At 68.8% G+C, this 19148-nt stretch carries 11 protein-coding genes; 4 read left to right on the forward strand and 7 right to left on the reverse strand.

Annotated elements, in window-relative coordinates:
- Positions 1 to 49 precede the first annotated feature (49 nt).
- Positions 50 to 1015 (forward strand): pirin family protein, encoded by a 966-nt coding sequence (locus AB0K02_RS23900; RefSeq protein ID WP_365994547.1) that lies wholly within the window; start codon positions 50 to 52, stop codon positions 1013 to 1015.
- Between the two features lie 349 nt (positions 1016 to 1364).
- Complete coding sequence (locus AB0K02_RS23905) at positions 1365 to 2030, forward strand: GyrI-like domain-containing protein (protein WP_365994548.1); 666 nt, start codon at positions 1365 to 1367, stop codon at positions 2028 to 2030.
- Positions 2031 to 2123: 93 nt separating this feature from the next.
- On the opposite strand, the gene AB0K02_RS23910 is transcribed toward AB0K02_RS23905, so the two are convergent.
- From AB0K02_RS23910 to AB0K02_RS23930, 5 genes are all read right to left on the reverse strand, one after another.
- Complete coding sequence (locus AB0K02_RS23910; protein ID WP_365994549.1) at positions 2124 to 3632, reverse strand: DUF4246 domain-containing protein; 1509 nt, start codon at positions 3630 to 3632, stop codon at positions 2124 to 2126.
- Positions 3633 to 3766: 134 nt separating this feature from the next.
- Positions 3767 to 4975, reverse strand: coding sequence for a type III PLP-dependent enzyme (locus AB0K02_RS23915; protein ID WP_365994550.1), 1209 nt, complete (start codon positions 4973 to 4975; stop codon positions 3767 to 3769).
- Positions 4975 to 6735: an IucA/IucC family protein gene (locus tag AB0K02_RS23920; RefSeq protein ID WP_365994551.1), complete on the reverse strand. Its 1761-nt coding sequence runs from the start codon at positions 6733 to 6735 to the stop codon at positions 4975 to 4977. The genes AB0K02_RS23915 and AB0K02_RS23920 overlap by 1 nt, the downstream gene beginning before the upstream one ends.
- 94 nt (positions 6736 to 6829) lie before the next feature.
- Positions 6830 to 8608, reverse strand: coding sequence for an IucA/IucC family siderophore biosynthesis protein (locus tag AB0K02_RS23925; RefSeq protein ID WP_365994552.1), 1779 nt, complete (start codon positions 8606 to 8608; stop codon positions 6830 to 6832).
- A complete protein-coding gene (locus AB0K02_RS23930) occupies positions 8605 to 9795 on the reverse strand; it encodes an ATP-grasp domain-containing protein (protein ID WP_365994553.1) in 1191 nt (396 codons plus the stop codon). Before AB0K02_RS23930 ends, AB0K02_RS23925 begins: the two co-directional genes overlap by 4 nt.
- A gap of 248 nt (positions 9796 to 10043) precedes the next feature.
- Between AB0K02_RS23930 and AB0K02_RS23935 the strand changes: the two genes are divergently transcribed.
- Together AB0K02_RS23935 and AB0K02_RS23940 are read left to right on the forward strand one after the other, a co-directional pair.
- Entirely contained in the window at positions 10044 to 10895 is an 852-nt protein-coding gene (locus AB0K02_RS23935) for a (2Fe-2S)-binding protein (protein WP_365994554.1), read from the forward strand.
- 294 nt (positions 10896 to 11189) lie between these two features.
- Positions 11190 to 13505, forward strand: a complete 2316-nt coding sequence (locus AB0K02_RS23940) for an immune inhibitor A domain-containing protein (protein WP_365994555.1) — start codon at positions 11190 to 11192, stop codon at positions 13503 to 13505.
- A 209-nt stretch (positions 13506 to 13714) separates the two neighbouring features.
- Here AB0K02_RS23940 and AB0K02_RS23945 read toward each other — a convergent pair whose 3' ends face one another.
- On the reverse strand, positions 13715 to 13978 hold the full coding sequence (locus AB0K02_RS23945; RefSeq protein ID WP_365994556.1) for a hypothetical protein: 264 nt from the start codon (positions 13976 to 13978) through the stop codon (positions 13715 to 13717).
- On the reverse strand, positions 13971 to 19148 hold a 5178-nt coding region (locus AB0K02_RS23950), incomplete at its 5' end, for an RHS repeat-associated core domain-containing protein (RefSeq protein WP_365994557.1). The genes AB0K02_RS23945 and AB0K02_RS23950, both read right to left, overlap by 8 nt.

A 19148-nucleotide genomic window follows, 5' to 3' on the forward strand; every position in this document is an offset into this window, starting at 1 on the left:
TCGTGCCCACGACCGGACCGGGACACCGAACAGGAACTAGGTTGTGCCCATGAGCAATCTCGACCGTCAGGCCGTCCCGTCCGTGTGCGGCGGCCGGGGCTTCGTCGTTGCCGAGCCCGTCCGCGAGCTCCTGAGCCCCCGCCGCGTCCAGCTCGGCGAGTCCACCGAGGTCCGCCGGCTGCTGCCCAACCTCGGCCGCCGCATGGTGGGAGCCTGGGCCTTCGTCGACCACTACGGCCCCGACGACATCGCCGACGAACCCGGCATGCAGGTCCCGCCGCATCCGCACATGGGTCTGCAGACCGTCAGCTGGCTGCACGAGGGCGAGGTGCTGCACCGCGACAGCACGGGCTCGCTGGCGACCATCCGCCCGAGAGAACTGGGACTCATGACCTCGGGACGGGCGATCAGCCACTCGGAGGAGAGCCCCAAGCAGCACGCCCGCTTCCTGCACGGGGCCCAGCTGTGGGTGGCGCTGCCGGAGGCGCACCGGACGGTCGAGCCGCACTTCCAGCACCACGCCGGGCTTCCCCAGGTCACCGCCCCGGGCCTGACCGCGACGGTCGTGCTCGGCACCCTCGACGGAGCGACGTCGCCGGGCACGACGTACACCCCGATCGTCGGCGCGGACCTGGCCCTGGCCCGCGGTGCGGAGGCGATGCTGCCGCTCGATCCGGACTTCGAGTACGCGGTGCTGTCCATGTCGGGCGAGGCCCACGTGGACGGGGTCCCGGTGCTCCCCGGCTCGATGCTCTACCTCGGCTGCGGCCGCTCCGAACTCCCCCTGCGCGCCGAGTCGGACGCCGGCCTGATGCTGCTCGGCGGGGAGCCGTTCGAGGAGGAGATCGTGATGTGGTGGAACTTCATCGGCCGGTCCCACGAGGAGATCGAGGCGGCCCGCACGGAGTGGATGGAGAGCTCCCGCTTCGGCGAGGTGAAGGGCTACGACGGGGGCCGCCTCCCGGCCCCGGCACTGCCGCCGGTGGCGCTGAAGCCGCGGGGGCGCGTGCGCTGACCTGAGGGTGCGCCGGGTTCGCCCTGTCCGGGGTCCGGTGGTGCTTCCGCTGGAAGCTCCTCCATTCGGGCCCCGGATCCACTCCCGGCTGCCTCTCCGGAGGGCGGCGGGCGGCGAGAGCTTGCGTGGAGGGGACGAGATCGGCTCGCTCGCCCGACCACAGCACTCACCTCGCCGAGGTCCTTGCATCAGGGACTCCTCAACGGGGAGCCGACGTATCCATTCGACGCCTTCGTCCGCAACGGTGCCCGCTTCGAGAACGGTGACCTCGTCGAACGTCCCAAGGTCACCGCAGCCCGAACAACCCTGCTGGTCCACAATGACAGTCGCTCACCGGAAGGGTGTCGGCATGACGACCAAGTACGACGTCAAGCGCGAGCTCAAGAGGTGCTACTCGCCCAAGAACACTGACTGGGAGCTCATCGACATCCCCGAGCTCCGTTTCCTCGCCAGCGACGGGCACGGCGACCCGAACACCACCGCCGCGTATCGCCACGCGGTCGAGGCGCTCTACGCGGTCGCCTATACCGCTAAGTTCGCGAGCAAGCGCGAGCTCGGCAAGGACTTCGTCGTGGGCCCGCTCGAGGGGCTGTGGTGGGCGGACGACATGGACGACTTCCTCGCCAGGCTCAAGGACAACTGGCGATGGAGACTGCTCATCAACGTCCCCGACTGGATCACTGACGGCATGATCGAAGACGCCAAGCGCGCCGCCCTGACCAAGAAGAAACTTCCGGCCGTTCCGGACGTCCGGTCGGAGACGCTTCACGAGGGCACCAGCGCGCAGGTTCTCCACATCGGCCCTTACGACGACGAGACACCGATCCTGACCAGGCTGCACCACGATTACCTCCCCGCTCACAACTTGAGGGAGGCGGGGTTGCACCACGAGATCTACCTCAGCGACCCACGCAGGACCGACCCTGCCAAGCTCAGGACCATTCTGCGGCAACCCGTGGAAGCGCGAGGCAGTCAAGGGAACCCGACCGTCTGGAACGTGACTTCGCGCAGCTGAAAACCTGGCACGCGGGCCAGGTGCCGCCGCATCGGCGCCGTCGTCCAGCTGTCCACATCCTCCTGACCCGCACCTGTTCAGGATGGAAGAGGTTCAGTGCTCGCAGAGGGAGAATTCTCGTTCGTAGAGCTGCTCGTTGTGTTCGTCGATGAAGAACTTGCGTTCCTGCATGAGTTGTTCGCGGTAGTCCTTGGCCTGTTCTAGGGTCATCGTCGAGGTGTCGGACCATGGTTGTTGCGGTGGCACATCGGATGTCGAGACGATCGTTTCCGAAGGGTCGACCAGGAAGAACGCGAGTATTTTGCGATGTCCCGGGCGGGTGGGGTCCACGAGGCGGAATGAGCCGACGCGGTGCTGCAGGATGTTCGGGAACGCCAGGCAGCGGCCCGCCGGGGTCGATGCCGATCCCAGCATCTGGTTCAGTGCGTCTTCGTCCTCCAGGCCGTAGACCTCACGCAGACCGTTGTCGTCGTTCTGTTCGTAGTCCGGGTCATCGAGTGCCGCCCGGAAACTCAGCCGGCTTTCGGTGATGTTCTCGCTGTCCCAGTAGTAGATGCCGGTCGAGACGATCCGCTCGTTCATCATCCCCTCGACATGCCAGGAACCGCCGGGGTACTCGGGCTTGTCCGGGGTGAGATGAATGGTGGCGAGCTTGACGATGACCTGGAGACTGTGGTCGCGCAGGTCGACTCGGGCCGATTCATCGGGCAACTCTGGCGGGGTGAAGGCTGGGGCGTCCGGGACGACCGGGCGGCGGGTTTCCCACCAGTCGTCCTGGGCCTTTTGCCATGCACGGAGGGCCTCTGCGTAGGCCCCATCATCACTGTAGGAGGATTTGTCCGGATACTCCGGCTCCGAGTCGTACCACCCGAAAGGATCGGCCTCGATCCGCAGGGGCCGCGGATGGCGCAGATCCGTGAGCACGTTCTCCAGCAGCGGACGCATGTGCGCGAACAAGTCCGGCAGCACGGAGGCCAGTTCGCGATGAGTCTCGGGGTGGACGTTGTTGACGTACGAACGGAAGGTGACATCGCCGTCGGCGCTGACGTCGACGTCCGTGGGCAGCCACTGGAATTTCTCCGAGAATTCGTACCTCGAGTAGCGGTCCTTCGGGTTCTGCCAAGCCCGATCGGGCGCACCGCTCACCTCTCTCACCAGGCAGAACAGTGAGGGGTGCACCAGATCCAGGACTTGGCCGTCGGACCCGGGATGCCAGTCCTGCTCTTCTTCGGGGACCTGCTCCAGAACCCGAACGGCCTCGCGCAGCCGGGATCTCAGCTTGTCGTCGACCAGTGTGTCCGACTGCCACACCCCGTCGACGGCGGACACCTCGATGCCGGTTCGTCCGTCCCGCAGCGCGGCGTAATACACGAGTTCGGCACGTACGTAACGAACCTGCGCTTCGGTGAGGCCCTGGGCGAGCGCTTCTTGCGTCCACCTGGCGACGATGTCGGCATCGTTCATCTTGTCGAACCACCCCGGCTTCGCCCTGATGTGTGAGCTGCACTGCATCATCTGAAGTTCCCGCAGGGTTCGGGGTGTTGCGAACGACATGGAACGGGAAGCGTGGAAGGGCAGCGGGAAAGCAGACAAGCCAGTCAATTCTCTTGGTCCTCACCGTCGGTGTGCGGTGCCGGGAAGGATACGTCAGCAGACTGACACCGCATCCGTGGTCCTTGTCATCATTGCTCCGGGAGCACTCGTCGACGTGAAGTGCCCCCGCCCCACGGGCCCGGTCAGGCCCCTGTCCCATCGAGGAAGTGGAAGCCGGGCCGGGGGTGCATGAGGAAGTCGTGGTGCGAGATGTTCCACGCGTAGGCACCCGCGAGGGCGAATGCCACCCGGTCGCCGGCGCGCAGACCCGGTGCCGGGACCCGACGGGCCAGCAGGTCCTTGGGGGTGCACAGCTGGCCGGTCAGCGTGACCCGGTCCTGCCGGGCGGACGGACGGGGCCAGGGGTGGGGCCAGGTGTCCACCGGGAGGACGGAGCAGGGCTGGTCGTGACCCTTGGTCGCCGGGGTGCGCAGGTGGTGCGTGCCGCCGCGGACGACGGCGAACTCCTCGCCGTGGCTGTGCTTCACGTCCAGCACCTCGGTGGCGTACCAGCCGCAGTACGCGGTCAGGGCGCGGCCCGGCTCGATGCGCAGCGTGAGGCGGGGGTGGGCGGCCGCGAGGCGGGCCAGCCCGACCCCGTACGCCGTCCAGTCGAAGCGCTGGTCGGGCGCGGCGTAGTCGACGGTCATGCCGCCGCCGACGTTCACCTCGGCGAGGCGGACGCGGTGGCGGGCGGCCAGCTCCGTCGCCCACGTCACGACGGCTTCGGCGACCGCGAGCTGCTCGGGGGCGCGCAGGCCGCTGGCCAGGTGGGCGTGGACGCCGCGCAGTCGCAGATGCGGGTACGTGCCGTCGCCGAGCAGGCGGACGGCCGTGTCGGCGTCGGCCGGGTCGAGGCCGAACGGGGTGGGCCGGCCGCCCATCGCCAGCGAGCTGTCCGCGAGCGAGCCGTCGGACACCGCGAGATTGAAGCGGAGCAGCACGTCGGCGTTCGCTCCCGCCCGCCGGGCCAGCTCCGCCAGCATGTGCAGCTCGTGCACGCTCTCCACGTGGAAGCGTTCCACGCCCAGTTCCAGGGCGGAGGCGATCTCGGCCGGCGTCTTGCCGGGGCCGCCGATGGCCAGGGGGCGGCCCGGTACCGCCTTGCGGACGTGGGCGAGTTCGCCGCCCGATGAGACCTCGTAGCCGTCGACGTACGGGCCCAGCACGGCGAGGATCTCCGGCTCCGGGTTGGCCTTGGCGGCGTAGTACAGCTCGACCCGCTCGGGCAGGGCTGTCCGTACGGCGGCCGCGTGCTCGCGCAGCGCCGCCAGATCGTAGACGTACGCGGGGAGCTCGTCGGCGGGCAGGGAGAGGACGCGGTCGCGCACCGCGGCGGTGGGGGCGGTCATCAGGCGTCGCTCCAGGTGTCGTGGACGGTTTCGGACAGCAGGTCATCGGCGAGCGGGGAGGGCAGGCGGACGTAGCCGGCTTCGCGGTCGGCCTTGCGTTCCCAGCGCGTCAGCAGGTTGGCCTTGGCGGGCAGCGGTGCGCCCGCGAGCAGCGCGGCGAGCCGTGGCGGGCAGCCGTACCGGTCCGCGTACGCCTGGAGGGCGGCCCGGACCTCGGCCCACAGGGCGCGCTCGATCCGCGGATGCAGGTCGGCGACGGCAGCGAGCATGTCGGCGACGTGGTTGACCAGCAGGCAGTAGACGACCCGGTCCCAGCCGCGCTGCGCGTCGTACGTCATCGGGCCGGCGACCGCGGCGGGCAGAGCGTCGAGGGCGTCGGCGTGGTGCTCGGGCAGGAGCTTGGTGCCCTCCAGGTCGCGGAAGAGGACCTGGGCGGGCATGCCCTCGTCATCGACGCAGACGAGGACGTTCTGCAGGTGCGGCTCCAGGACCAGGCCGTGGTCGAAGTACGCGGCCAGGACCGGTGGGACGAGCAGCTTCAGGTACGCCGACCACCAGTCGAGGGCGGTCCCCGGCCCTGCCCCTTCGAGGAGCCGGGAGATGTGGCCGGGACCGGTCGGGTACTCGTCGGCGACAGCCGCCGCGAGCAACGGGGTGGTGCCCGGAAGCAGCCTCGCCGCCAGGCCCTCGCGGACGATCACGCCGAAGCCTTCGAGCAGGTCGCGGTCCGCGGCACCGTCGGGCCCCGGCAGCAGCAGGCTTCGGTAGGCGGGCTCGCGGAGCACGGCGCTGCCGGGGAAGCGGGTGGCCATGGCGTTCAGGACCGGCTCCAGCAGCCGGGTCATGGCCACCGCGCCGGACAGCTCGTAACTGGCGTTCTTGCGCAGGCAGTTGGTGATCCGGACGTTCAGGCTGAACTTCAGGAACGTGTCGCCGTCGTACAGGGTGCGTACGGACGCGGTGGCGGTGAACGGCTTTCCGGCCGGGGCCAGTTCGAGGATGTCGCCCCGTTCGACGGCCTCGCGCAGCCGGGGGTGCCCGCTCAGCATCTCGTACTGCCACGGGTGGGCGGGCAGCAGCCGGTAGCCGGCCGGGACGTCGGAACGCAGCGGGTCCAGCACGTCGGCTGAGCCGCGCTCGGCGGTCTCCTGCGCGATGAGGTGCTCGCGCACCGCGAGATGGCGGAGGGGGAAGGAGGCCCCGGTCTCGGGCGCGTACGACAGCCATGAGGCGGGGTCGCCGCTGCGTGCCTTGGGGGTGGGGTGGAAGCGATGGCCGAACAGCAGCGACTGTTCGGAGGCCAGATAGGTGGTGAGCCCGTCCGCGACGGCGGCGCGCGGCCGGGGCCGGGCGGCGCGTACGCCGAGGGCGGCCGTGACCGCCTGGTGGCTGGAGGCGATCTGGTCCAGGAATTCCTCGTTGCGCACGCCCGTGCGCGACGACAGCTCGTCCTGTGTGTACGCGGCGAGGCGCCGCCAGTCGATCTCCGTCCAGTCGCCGTCGCGCCGCTCCCGCACCGGCCCGGTGAAGCGGTGCGCGCCCAGCAGCGACGTACGGCGCAGGGCAATGCGCAGCAGTACCCCGCGGCGGGGCAGACGCAGCAGCAGGTGGCCGTCGGTGACGGCGGTCTGGTGCTCAGGGCCCGGCATCTCTCTCACGAGGCAGTTGAGGAGGGTGTGGGCCACGACGTCGTCCGCGGTGGGAAGCCCGCTGGGGGCGGCGGAAACGGGTGTGGAGCCCATCGGATCGGTCAGCGGCATGAACGGCTCCAGCGGATGCGGAGAGAGCGGCGGTTCAGGAGTGAGGGCGGCGTTTCCCGTGGCCGGCCGGGGGGCTTGGGGAGTGCGGGGGCGCTCATCGTGCCGTCGCCGCCCGCAGGAGGTAGTTGGGGCCGGTGGTGTAGTGCTTGTTGATGTCCGCTGCCCCCGAACGCTCCTTGGTGAGCAGCGTTCCCGCGGTGACCATCGCCTTGACGGGCAGCTCGTGAGCGTCGAGCACATGGGCGCGCAGGACCCCGCCGGGCTCCCCGGCTCCGGTCCCCAGCCGGTCGACGGCCTCGGCGAGCCGGTCGCGTACGAGGTCCAGCAGCGTCCCCAGAGAGGCGCGGCCCCGTCGGGCGAGCCCGAAGGCGAAGGCCCCGGCGCACAGGTGGACGGTGATGGTGGTGAACAGGTCGGTGACCGGCCTGTCGTCCTCGCCGAAGATCCGGGCGTCGTCGAAGTCGGACGGCTCCGGGGCGTCGGCTCCCAGGGTCTCCCGCATGCGGGCGGTGTTGATCCGCGGCCCGTCGTTGTCCTTGAGCAGCAGCCGTAGCCGGGTCCGGCCGTCCCCGTCCCGGTCCAGGACGAGGGAGATGTTCTGCTGGTGGGACTCCAGCGCGATGCCGTAGCCGAAGAGCGTGGTCTGCCAGTCGAAGAGCAGGGTGAGGCAGGCGTCGAGCAGCGCGATCGGGTCACCGGCGTAGAAGCGGTCGGCGAGGTGGTCGATCACCATGCGGCCGCTCGGCGCCTCGCTCAGCAGGGCGGCCATGGGCGTGACGACGGCGGAGTCGAGTCCGGCGGGGTAGCGGCGGGCGAGTACGGCGAGGAGTTCGTGCCCGGCGTGGGCGTACACCGTCTCGTCGGCGTGCAGGACCGTGTCACGGAAGCGCGGCTCGCGGGCGACCACCGCTCCCAGCAGGCGCTGGCCGGCGGCGCCGTCGACGAGGGTGCCCGGCTTGATGGTGCGGCGGTTGCGCTGGCCCAGGGTGGCGGTGGCGATCGGCAGCTTGAGGTGGAGCGTGGGGTCGGCGGCGAGAGCCACCGTACGCATCGACAGGGTCGGTACGGCCTCGAGACACGGGTGGTCGGCGAGCACGGTACGGTCCTGCAGGCCCGTTGCCCGCAGAGCCTCGCGCAGGGGCGCTCCGAGGGTGAGCGGGTGGACGGGGAGGGCGACATGGGTGGGGAAGAGCTCCGGAAGGCCGAGGACGGCCGGTGTGGGCCACCGGTCGGGAAGCCGGGCGGTGCCGCCCGGGACGGTGAGGGCCTCGTGCGGCACGGCGATCCAGCGCAGCGCGAAGCGGGGGTGGAACTCGGGGGCGTAGGCGCGCAGTTGCTCCTCGTCGAGGCCGGAGCGTCCTCGCGCGGTGGGGTAGACCGGGTGGTCATGGCGGGCGGCGAGGGTGTCGTGGGCGAGGCCGCCGGCAAGTCCCGTCCACTCGGCGGGGTCGGCGCCGTGGAGGCCGGTGAGACGGCCGGTGACCTCCTGGCGGGTGCGGGCGTGCAGCCGCATGGTGGCCAGGGACTGGCGGCACTCCTCGGCGAAGGCCTCGAAGCCGGACCGGTCGGCGGTGTGCGCGTGCGCGCTCAAGGCGGCGAGGACGTCGTCGTGGGACACGAGCTCACGGCCGTCCGACTCCCGTACGAGCAAGGGAAGTCGCGCCGTGTACGTGCTCTGGAAGCCGTCCTCGACGACCGGGAGCAGCAGTGTGTCACCGTCCGCGTCCCGGGCGAGCCGCAGCCAGAGACCGTCCTGGCGCTCCACCGGCATGGAGCGGGTGCGCAGGCCCGCGACGTCCTCGCGCAGCAGCGCACCGAGCACACGCAGCAGCAGGTCCGCCTCGGTGCCGACGGCTGTGGTGGTCACCGTCATGGGGTGAACTCCCAGCGCTGAGCGGCGAGGAAGTCGGCCGCGACCCGGTCGACGGCTTCCTGATCGGTGCCGATGGCGCGGAGCACGCCGAGGTAGTCGCGGTTCGTGTGGTACAGACCGTGCCGCTCGCCGACCTCGCGCAGCGGCCGGTACGTCAGGTTCACCCCGTCCACGACGAGATCGGTGGCCGCCGGGGCTGACGTCAGCGTGCCGGCCCTGTCGGCGCAAGGGCATGCGAGCCGGGCCGCGCCGTCGGTACGGGCGCCCAGGTCGGCGGGCAGCGGCTCGCCCAGGTGCGTACGGAGTATGTGCTCGAACAGCGGGATGTCCAGCAGATCGGCCAGCAGCAGGTCGCACTGGTCGCCGATGGCACGGTAGTTGACCTCGATGATGCGGGCGCGGCCCTCGTGCACCACGAACTCGGTGTGGCACGCGCCGAAGCCGACGCCCAGCGCGTCGAGCTGGGAGAGGATCTGCTTCACGACCGGCTCGGGGTGGGCGGCGACGAAGGTCATCCGCTCCTCGATGAAGTACGGCGGTGCGGACAGCTCGGTGTGGAAGCCGCCCAGGACGTGCCGTACGCGACCGTCGCCGAGCGTTTCGAGGGTGTACAGCTCGCCGGGGAGGTACTCCTCGACGACCAGTGGCGCTTCCGGGCGCCGTTCCCGGATCTCCTCGCAGCGCGGCAGGAGGTCCTCGGGACCGTGGACGAGCACCACGTCCTCGCTGGCCACGCCTTCGCGGGGCTTGACGACGCAGGGGAACGGCACGTCGAGTCGGGTGAGGACGGCCGGGTCCTGGCCGGCGGCCAGTTCGGTCGACCACACCGTGTCGCCCCCGGTCGCGGCGAGGTGGCGGCGCATGTGCGCCTTGTCCTTGGTGCGCAGGGCGGCCTGCCAGGGCTTGGCGGGGAGTCCGAAGTAGTCGGCGGCGAGGGCGGCCTGGGTCTGCAGGTGGTCGCTGTTGGTGAAGACCGCCTCGGGTGTGTGGTGGGTCGCGAGCCGGGTGATGACCGCGCGGAAGTCGCGTACGTCGCACTCCAGGACCTCGACGTCCGGGTAGGTGCGGCGGTGTGCCCCCGGCTGGTCGGTGAGCACGGTGACGTCGAGGCCGAGCCGGGCCGCGGCGGGGAGGAAGCCTTCGGTGACCGAGTCGGTGGGGTTCAGTGCGAGCAGGTACAACCGCATGGGCGGTGGCCCCTTCCGAGTCGAGGACGTGGGGGACGGGCGGCGTGGGGAGACGTCGGCAGCGGCGCAGGCCGACCGGCCTTGGTCCTCGGCGCGACAGCCGAAGTTAGGCAACCCTAAGTTATCAACTTCCCTGCCGCGCGCGGAAATCGACCCCGTCGATCACCATGGCGACAGTGTGACTAAGGTAAGGCTTACCTTTTCGCTGTGACGTCCGACGACACGTGCCGCTCCATGAAGGACTGCCGATGACCATGGCCACCGGGCCCGCGACAGCCCGCCCTGCCGTGACCGCGGCCTCCGCGCTCGCCCGTACCTACCGCGAACTCGTGGCCTCATGCGAAGCGCTGAACGTGCGGATCGCTTCCGCCGCGCCCGAAGCACAGCTCGACGGGGCGCAGCTGGCGCGAAGCCAGGAAGCGCTGGACGCCTTCATCGACGCCGAGGCCGCCCGCATCCGGGAACATCACGGACATGCGCCCCGCAGGGACGTCGCCGCCTCCCGCGCCCTGCACGACTACCTCTGGTCCGTCAGTCTGCTGATGAGCGGCCCCTGGTACGTGGAGCGGCGCGTGCCGCGCATCGCCCCGCAGGACGTCCGCATCGACGTCGCGGCGGCCGCGTTCGAGATCGTCCCGGGTTCCTCTTTCACCTGCCTGCCCGACGATCCGGCCGCCGGGATGCCCGGTGTCCGGGTGGTGGCACACGAAGAGGCGCTGCGCGCCGAGCTGCGCGCCGCCGTCGCCGACCACGCGGGGCCCTTGCTGGCGGCTGCCGGGCCCCATGCGCGCCGCAGGTCGAGGGCCTTGTGGGGCATGGCCGCCGACGACCTGGTCTCGGGCATCTGGTACCTCGGCCGCATGCTCGACCAGGAGGACCGGGCGATCCGGGCCGCGACCGAGCTGCTTCCGACGGCCGTCCCGCCCTTCCCGGGCGGCGCCGACTTCCGCCGCCTGGCAGGCCGGGACGGCCGGCGGCATCCGACCCGCACACGCCTCGGCTGCTGCATGTACTACACCCTCGACGCAGCCCGGGCGTGCTCGACGTGTCCCCGTACCTGTGACGCGGAGCGCCTGCGGAGGCTGGAGGAGGCGGGCTGACCGCGGCGGACGGAAGCGGCGTGCCGGTGCCGGGGCGTACAGCCCGGCGGGCGCCGCGCGGGACGTCCTCGCGCCGTACCCGGCAAGTCCCGGCGGAATTACGGTCTCTCCCTCTCCTCGGAACGACTCCATTCGTGCCAGACTCTGCGGCGATCGTTCCCCCAGGCGATCCTTCCCCTCGGCCTGAGGGCCCTGGGGCAACCCCATCTCCCGGCCTGAGGGCCAGGGGAGACCCCGAGCACCACACGGAACCACGCGAGCCATGCGACACATGCATGCGAAAGGGATCGCAACGTGAAGAGATCTGTCGTGGGCATGACCCTAGGGTCGGCGCTCACCGCTCTCCTTGCCGCGGGGCTGCAGCCGGCCGCCGCGCAGGAGGCCGGGGACACGTCGCCGACAGCCTCGGAAGCCGCCACCGCGCACCGCTCCGACAATCGCCCCGGACCGCTCACGAAGCAGCGCACCGAGCTGCGCGAGCAGGCGATCGACAAGATCGCCAAGGGGAAGGCCAAGGCGAATGCCCGGGGCGTCGTCGAGGTGGCGCCCGGCAAGTTCGTGGAGACGCAGACCACCACGGCCGTACGCCAGGAGAAGATCTTCACCATCCTCTCCGAGTTCGGCGACCTGAGCGCCGGACGGTACGGCACCACTCCCGGCCCCCTGCACAACCAGATAGTCCAGCCGGACCGGAGCGTGGACAACTCCAACACCTGGACGGCGGATTTCAACAAGGCGTACTACGAGAACCTCTTCAACGGCCCCGGCGAGTCGATGAAGACGTACTACGAGAACCTCTCGGGCGGCCGTTACTCGGTGACCAACGTCGTCGAGGACTGGGTCAAGGTCCCCTACAACGCCTCCTTCTACGGTGACAACGCCGTCGAGGACAACGGCGGTTCGTGGGCCTTCGTCCAGGACACCGGCGACGCCTGGTGGAACGCCCAGATCGCGGCCGGCAAGACCCCTGCCGAGATCGACGCCCACCTCGCCCAGTTCGACGTCTGGGACCGCAACGACTGGGACCACGACGGCAACTTCGACGAGGCCGACGGCTACATCGACCACTTCCAGGCCGTGCACGCCGGCATGGGCGAGGACGCGGGCGGCGGCGCGCAGGGCGAGGACGCCATCTGGTCGCACCGCTGGTACGTCAACGGCGACGACTACGGCCTGACCGGCCCGGACGTGGCCGGTACGCAGAACAAGGCCGGCGGCGCCCGTATCGGCCAGTCGAAGTACTGGCTCGGCGACTACACCACCGAGGGCGAGAACGGCGGACTCGGCGTCTTCTGCCACGAGTTCGGCCACGACCTCGGCCTGCCGGACTACTACGACACGGGCGGCGGCGAGAACTCCACCGCCTTCTGGACCCTGATGAGCTCCGGCTCCTGGCTGAGCCACGGCGCTGCCGCGGGCGCCGGCATCGGCACCCACCCCGGCCTGATGGGCGCCGAGGAGAAACTCTTCCTCGGCTGGCTCGACTACGCCGACGCGCCCGTCGGAACCACCGGTTCGTACACCCTGAACCCGGCGCAGCTCCAGGTCACCGGCAAGGAGCAGGCGGTCCGCGTCGCGCTGCCCGACAAGACGAGCAGCACCACGTACGCCACTCCCGCCTCGGGCACGCACGCCTGGTGGACCGGCTCGGCCGACGGCCTCAACCAGTCCCTCACCCGGTCCGTGCCGGCCGCCTCGCGGGTGACCGTCACGGCGAGCGCCTGGTACGAGATCGAGGCGGACTACGACTACCTCTTCGCCGAGTACTCCCTCGACGGCGGTGCGAACTGGCTCCGCGCGGGCGCCGCCGTCGACGGCTCCTCCGCCGGCAAGTGGACGACGCTGCGCTACGCGTACGACTCCCAGGGCAAGCCCTCGCTGTTCCGCTTCCGCTACCAGACCGACGGCGGCGTGCACTTCGCCGGCGCGTTCCTGGACGACATCGCACTGTCCTCCGGCGGTACGACGCTGGTCACCGACGACGTCGAGCAGGGCGTCGGCGGCTGGACGGCGACCGGCAGGTGGAAGATCTCGACCGGCACCGAGACGGCCACGTTCCCGCGCTACTACCTGGTCGAGAACCGCGAGTACGTGGGCAGCGACGCGCTCCTGGCCGAGGGCCCGTACCAGTTCAGCAAGGGCATCACGGCACCCGACTGGGTGGAGTTCTTCAGGTACCAGAACGGCATGCTCGTCTGGTACGTCGACCGGTCGTACGACGACAACAACGTCAGCTCGCACCCCGGCGGCGGCGCGGCCATGGCCGTCGACGCCCGCCCGACGCCGTTCAGGTACGACGACGGCACCGCGCCGAGCAACCGGCGCCAGCCCTTCGACGCGACCTTCGGTCTGGAGGCCACCGACGCGACCTGCCTCCACAAGGAGGTCCTGTCGGGCAAGGGCCAGCAGCAGACGGTCGTGACGAAGGCGGCCTGCGCGCCCTCGGTCCCGGGCATCGCGGTCTTCGACGACACCGACCCGAACGCGTACTACGACACGTCGGCCCCGCAGGCCAGCGTCAAGGTCGCGGGCCATGGGGTGAAGGTCACGGTCACCGGCGACACCGGTCACGACCTGACGATCAGCGTGGTCAACCCGGCCGCGCACTGACGGCCTGCCCAGCACGGTGACGGCCGGGTCGCGCGACAGGGCGACCCGGCCGGACGCCGGCCCGTGATGTCACGGGGCCTGCTCATCGGCTTCGTGGCGCACGGCCGGCATGTCGGATCTCCGTTGATGCCGCACATGGGCGGACGCAGCAAGAGGACGGGTGAGCCTCCGAGGAGGCTCACCCGTCCGTTGTTCCACGACCTGCTCGATCAGGTCAGATGGATCTTCAGCTCTTCGTTGTGTTCCGAATGCTCCACGACGACCCCGGTGATCGAGTCACCCACCCGGGGCCAGAGCACCACCGAGTCGTCGGCGGCGTCCTTGTGCATCCCGGCAAGATCCGCGACCACACCGGAGGGCCGCGCACCCTGGACGGAAACGAAGATGCCGAAGGGAGCGACTCGTGCGACGGTGCCCGTCAGCTGTGACCCGACGGGGTAGTTCCGCTTTGTCTCGGCCCATTCGTCAGTCACGGTGCCACTCTCTGGGATAGCTGTTGAGCCGGTCGAACATGGTGTTCGGAATGGGGACCTCCACGTCCGGCCCGCCTTCGTAGTCCTTCTCGTAGTCCTTGAAGTAGCGATTGTAGTCGTCCTCGGGAATGCGGATCTCGATCACGCCCTCCTTGAAGTATCTCGCGTACTTCTCCTCCACCAGGCTGTACCTCCTGCCGAAGTACGCCTTGCCGTCGTTCTCGGCATCCTTGGGGAAGTCAGCGGCCCGGTAGCCGTTGTTGTACTGGTCCGCACCCTTGCCCGGCTGAGGCGCCTTGAACAGCGAGATGTAGCCGTCGCGGTCGGCGTACTTCTCCTTCTTGGGCGCTGCCGGTGTGGTGGGCTTCGGCGCCGGAGGAGTCTTCTTCTTGGGCATGCCGCCCGGCGACGGCCTGGGGCCCGCCTTCTTGGTCACCAGGTCGGCGACCATGCTGGGAAGCGTGTACGTCCACTTCTCGGTGTTGTACCCGTGGCTCGCCGCCCAGTTGTCGAACTGCGTGCCGTAGTCGCAGCCCGGAGTACCGGGACCGCCGTCACCCCAGCAGTCGCCGTCGACGAGCCAGCCGGCGTACTCCGCCGCGTGCGGGACGTTCGACACCAGGCCGTAGAAGACCTCACCGGTACCCATGAAGATGCCGTTGGCGGTGTCAGAGATGGCCTCCCCGGCCGCCTCGCACCAGTCGATCCCGAAGCAGTGTCCGTCGAGTTCGACGTTGCTGACCGGGTTGCCACCGGAGAAGGAGTACCGGTTGCCGGTGTACGGGTCGCTGCCGAGCCGCATGTCGGCAAGGGCGCCGTTGTACATGTCCCGGGTGGTGAAGCGGTTCAGGCCCGGGTTGTAGTCCCGGAAGCCCATGTCGTACGTGCCGGAAGCAGCGTCCCAGCGCTTGGAGTTGAAGCGGTACGGGTTGTAGGCCTCCTTGTCCGGCTGGGCGGCCTCGGGCTTGTCGATGCCGGTGAACTCGGACTCGTCGTCCTTGCCGTAGGCGGTGTAGCCGTAGGTCGCCTTGGTGTCACCCGTGCTGTCGGTGAGGATTTCCGCGTCGGTGTGGCTGTTGTAGCCGTAGACCCCGAGTTCCTCGGTGCCGTCGCTGTTGTGCTTGATCTGCGACAGGCGCTTGCCCCACGGGCTGTACTGGAAGGACTTGGTGATCTCACCCGCCACCCGCTCGTCGAGCACCTCGCCGCTCGTGCCGAGGTAGTTGTAGTCGGTGGTCTTGGTGCCCTCGGTCTTGGCCGTCTTGCGGTCCAGCGGGTCGAAGGTGTACTTCGTCGTCTTCGAGGTGCCGTCACTCTGCAGCTTGGTGTGCTGAATGACGTGGTCGAAGCCGTCGTAGGTGTTGTCCTCCAGGGTCTTGCCGCCGGACGTGACGTTGTCCAGACGTCCGTAGGCGTCGTAGTTGTACGTCGCCAGGACACCGTTGGTCGTCGAGGTGTCGAGCCGGTTGCGGTCGTAGTCGAAGGTGGTGGGAACGCCCTTGACCGTCTGACTGATGACGTTGGCGTTGTTGTCGTGGACGTACGTCTCGGTCGTGGCGCCGTTGCCGGTCTTGGTGACCTTCGCGATCCGCTCGGCCGGGTCGTAGGTGTAATTGCTGGTGCTTTCGAGCAACGCCGCATGGTTGTCGGCGTTCATCTTCTTCGCGACGTCCTGCGCCTTGTTGCCGTTGGCGTCGTAGGCGTAGACGTGCGAGGCGACCAGCGCACCGCCGGCCTTCTTCTCCGTGGTGCTCTTGAGCTCTCCGTTGAGGTAGTAGGTGTAGTCGACCGTGTTCTTGTTGGCCTTGGTCTCCCGCAGCATCTGGCCGCGGTCGGTGTACGTGTACTCCGTCACCTTGGGCGCGGTGTCGGTCGGCGACGTGCCGACCTTCACCGCCTTGACCAGCTCGCGCAGGTCGTAGGTGAAGTGGGAGTACTGGTCGGGGTGGGTGACCGACTCGGTCTGGCCGTTCACGTCGTGCAGGTACGACGTCGTCTTCTTCGCCTCACCGGCGAGCGCCTCGGTGACCTTCTCGATCTGGTTGAGGCCGGTGTAGGTCATCGTGTACGCGTCGATCTTCGCACCCGCCGAGGTGTCGTCGATCGACGTGGTGTTGCCGTTGGCGTCGTAGGCGTAGGCGAACGACTTGCGCTCCGTGCCCACGGAGGGCGCGTCCGTACGGGTCTTCATCGACCCGTCCGGCCAGTACGTGGTGTTCATGGTCCGGGACGGCGAACCGCCCGCCCCGGTCAGGGTGCGCCCGGTCTGCCGGCCCACGTTGTCGTAGGTGTAGGTGGTCCGGATGTCCCAGGCGTCCGTGGACGACTTCACCCAGCCGTTGTCGAAGTAGGTGTAGTCGGTGTCGATGCGGACCGTTTCACCCGACGACGGCGGTGCCGAGACCTTGCTCACCTGGCCCACCGCGTCGAACACCGTCTGGGTGTAGACGTTCGGGCTGTTGAAGCGGGCGTCGGCCGGGTCGTACGGCTGGAACTGCTTCACCGCACGGTTGAGCTTGTCGTACTCCGTGCGAAGGGTGAAGTCCTCGGAGTCGGCGGTGTTCACACCGCGCGGAGTGATGACCTTGGTGCGGTTGCCGACCTGGTCGTACTCGTACTTGGTGGTGCGGACCGTGGTCCCCTCGTAGGGCTCCTTCTTCTCGACGGGCATGCCACGCTCGTCGTAGACGACCTCGGTCCTGTTGCGCTCCTTGTCCGTGGCCGCGACGACCAGCGAGTCCTTGTCGTACTCCGTGGTGGTGTACTTGCCCGCGGCGTCGGTCCCCTTGACGACCCGGTGGTTGAGGTCGTAGGCCGTCTTCGACGTGTAGTCGGTGGTGTCCGAGGTGGCGTTCTTCCTCGGGTCGATGACCGTCACAAGGTTTCCTACGTTGTCGTACTCGTAGGAGATCTTGTCGTTCTCGGAATCCAGCACGCCGGTGAGCTGGTAGATCGCGTCGTACTGGTTGGTGGTGACGAAGTCCGTGGCGTCCGCGGTGGTGGCCACGCCCTTCGGCTCGGTCGTCGTCCTGAGATTTCCGACCTTGTCGTAGGTGTAGGCGGTGGTGCGGCTGGTGTTGTTGTTGTCGGGTCCGGTGGACGCGGTGACGGCGTCCGACGCGTTGTAGACGGCCGTGGTGACGGCGCCCGCCGGATCGGTGGACGAGGTCACGTTGTCGTTGGCGTCGTACACGGGTGCCGGCGTGGTGATGTAGTCACCGGCCGCCTGGTCCTTGGGCACCTTGTTGGCCATCGGACGGCCGAACGTGTCGTAGTCCTGCGTGGTCTTCTTGCCCAGTGCGTCGGTGACCTCGCGGACCTGGCCCCGCACGTCGTAGACGAACTTCGTCGCGTGGTTCTCCGCGTCCGTGATCGTCTTCGGGTAGCCGGACGGGTCGAAGTCGGCGTTCGTCGTCGGGTTGCCGTTGGCGTCGACGGACCTGATCTGCTGACCGTAGGCGTCGTAGTCGTACGTGGTCGTGTAGTCGTCCACGGTCGAGGTGGCGACGCCCTTGGGGTCGGTGACCTTCTTCAGGTTGCCGAAGTCGTCGTAGCCGAACAGCCAGGCCCGGCCTTGCCGGGACGTCTTGCGGAAGAGGTCCGCCGAGAAGCCGTCCAGACGCGTCTGGTACTCGAACTTCGCCGCGCCCGGCAGGCTGGACCCGTTCGCCGGGTCGCAGTAGTACGTGGCGATGAGCTGCTCGGACGTCCATGTCCTGGTCGTCTCCGCGTCCCACTCACGCAGCGGGTAGCCGGTCTTCTGGTCGTAGCAGAAGGCCGTCTTGGCGCCGTTCGCCTCCTCGATGTAGGTGACGTTGTTGTCCGCGTCCCAGTTCATCCTGGTGGTCTCGGACTTGGCGTTTGTGATCTGCACCTGACGGCCGAAGTCGTCGATCACATAGTCGGTGCTGTGACTCTCGGCGTCAGTGACCTTGGTGTCGGTGAACTTCGTGTTCGACGTGTTGGCCTTGTAGGCGTACGTCGTCGCGTTGTTCAGCCGGTCGGTGACGGTCTTGGCCCACCAGTGGTACTTCGGGTCGTCCCCCGCCTGCGGCGCGTAGTACGCCAGGTTGGTGGCGTTGCCCCGCGGATCGGTGGCCTTGACCAGCTTGACGTTCTTGTTCCCCTGCGTGGCGTCGTAGGTGAACTTGAAGACCTTCGGCTGCGACGAGCCCACGCCGTCGGTGATCTGCCCGAGCAGGCCCTTGGTGGTGTAGAAGAACTCGATCTTCCGGCCGGAGATGTCGGTCACCGAACGGATGTGGTCGTAGATCTTCGAGTTGTTCAGCGCTCCGGTGTCCGTGGTGAGGACTCCGGAGTCGTTGACGTACTGGTAACCGGACTGGCCCTTGGTCCAGTAGTCGACGGTCAGGCTCTGACGGCCGACCGGGTCCGTGATGTAGGTCAGGAACTTGGTCGGTTTGTTGTTGGACCGGCGCTCTTCGTAGGTGAACGTCTGCGTGTTGCCGTTCCGGTCCACCGTCGAGGTGAGATAGCCGTCGCAGCCGAACAGGAACCGCGTGCCGTCCGGGCGGGTGAGCGTCCAGGCGTCGGGGACCGGGTCCTTGGTCGGCTGGCAGTCCAGGCCCGACTTCATGGTGACCTTGTAGTGGACGCCCGCCGGGGCCTTCCACACGCTGTTGACGCTGTCCCAGCGGAAGACGTGCGTGGTGCCGTCACCGTCCGGGAGCCGGATCTCCGTCGGATTCTGCTTGGGGTGGAACTCCAGCGGGGCACCCAGCCGGATCGGGCCCGAGGCCTGCATCGACCAGCCGTGACCGGAGACGGTGTCGGACGTGTCCAGCGAGTTGTAGGCCATCCGGAAGAACGTGGTCAGACCACGACCCGGGTTGGTGAACGGGTTGTACTGCCAGACCGTGTTACCGGAGCCGAGGTTGTTCATCACGGAGGACCCGGCGCCGGTGTTCTTGCCGGTGTAGCCGTAGAACTTCTCCATGCCGAGCGTGTTGGAGGTCGGGTCCTCGACGGCGACGTTCTGCTTGAGCGGTGGGATGCCGCCGGTGCCGGCGGAGAGCCAGGTGCCGTCGGCGATCTTGCGGACGTCCCAGCCGAGCACGTACTCGTTGCGCTTGTTGCCGGAGTCGGAGTTGATCGGGGTGGCGACCTTGGCCTGGATGGTGGCGGACTTGCCCGGCAGCAGGGCCGGGAT

The organism is Streptomyces sp. NPDC049597, from assembly GCF_040675505.1.
GTDB lineage: Bacteria > Actinomycetota > Actinomycetes > Streptomycetales > Streptomycetaceae > Streptomyces.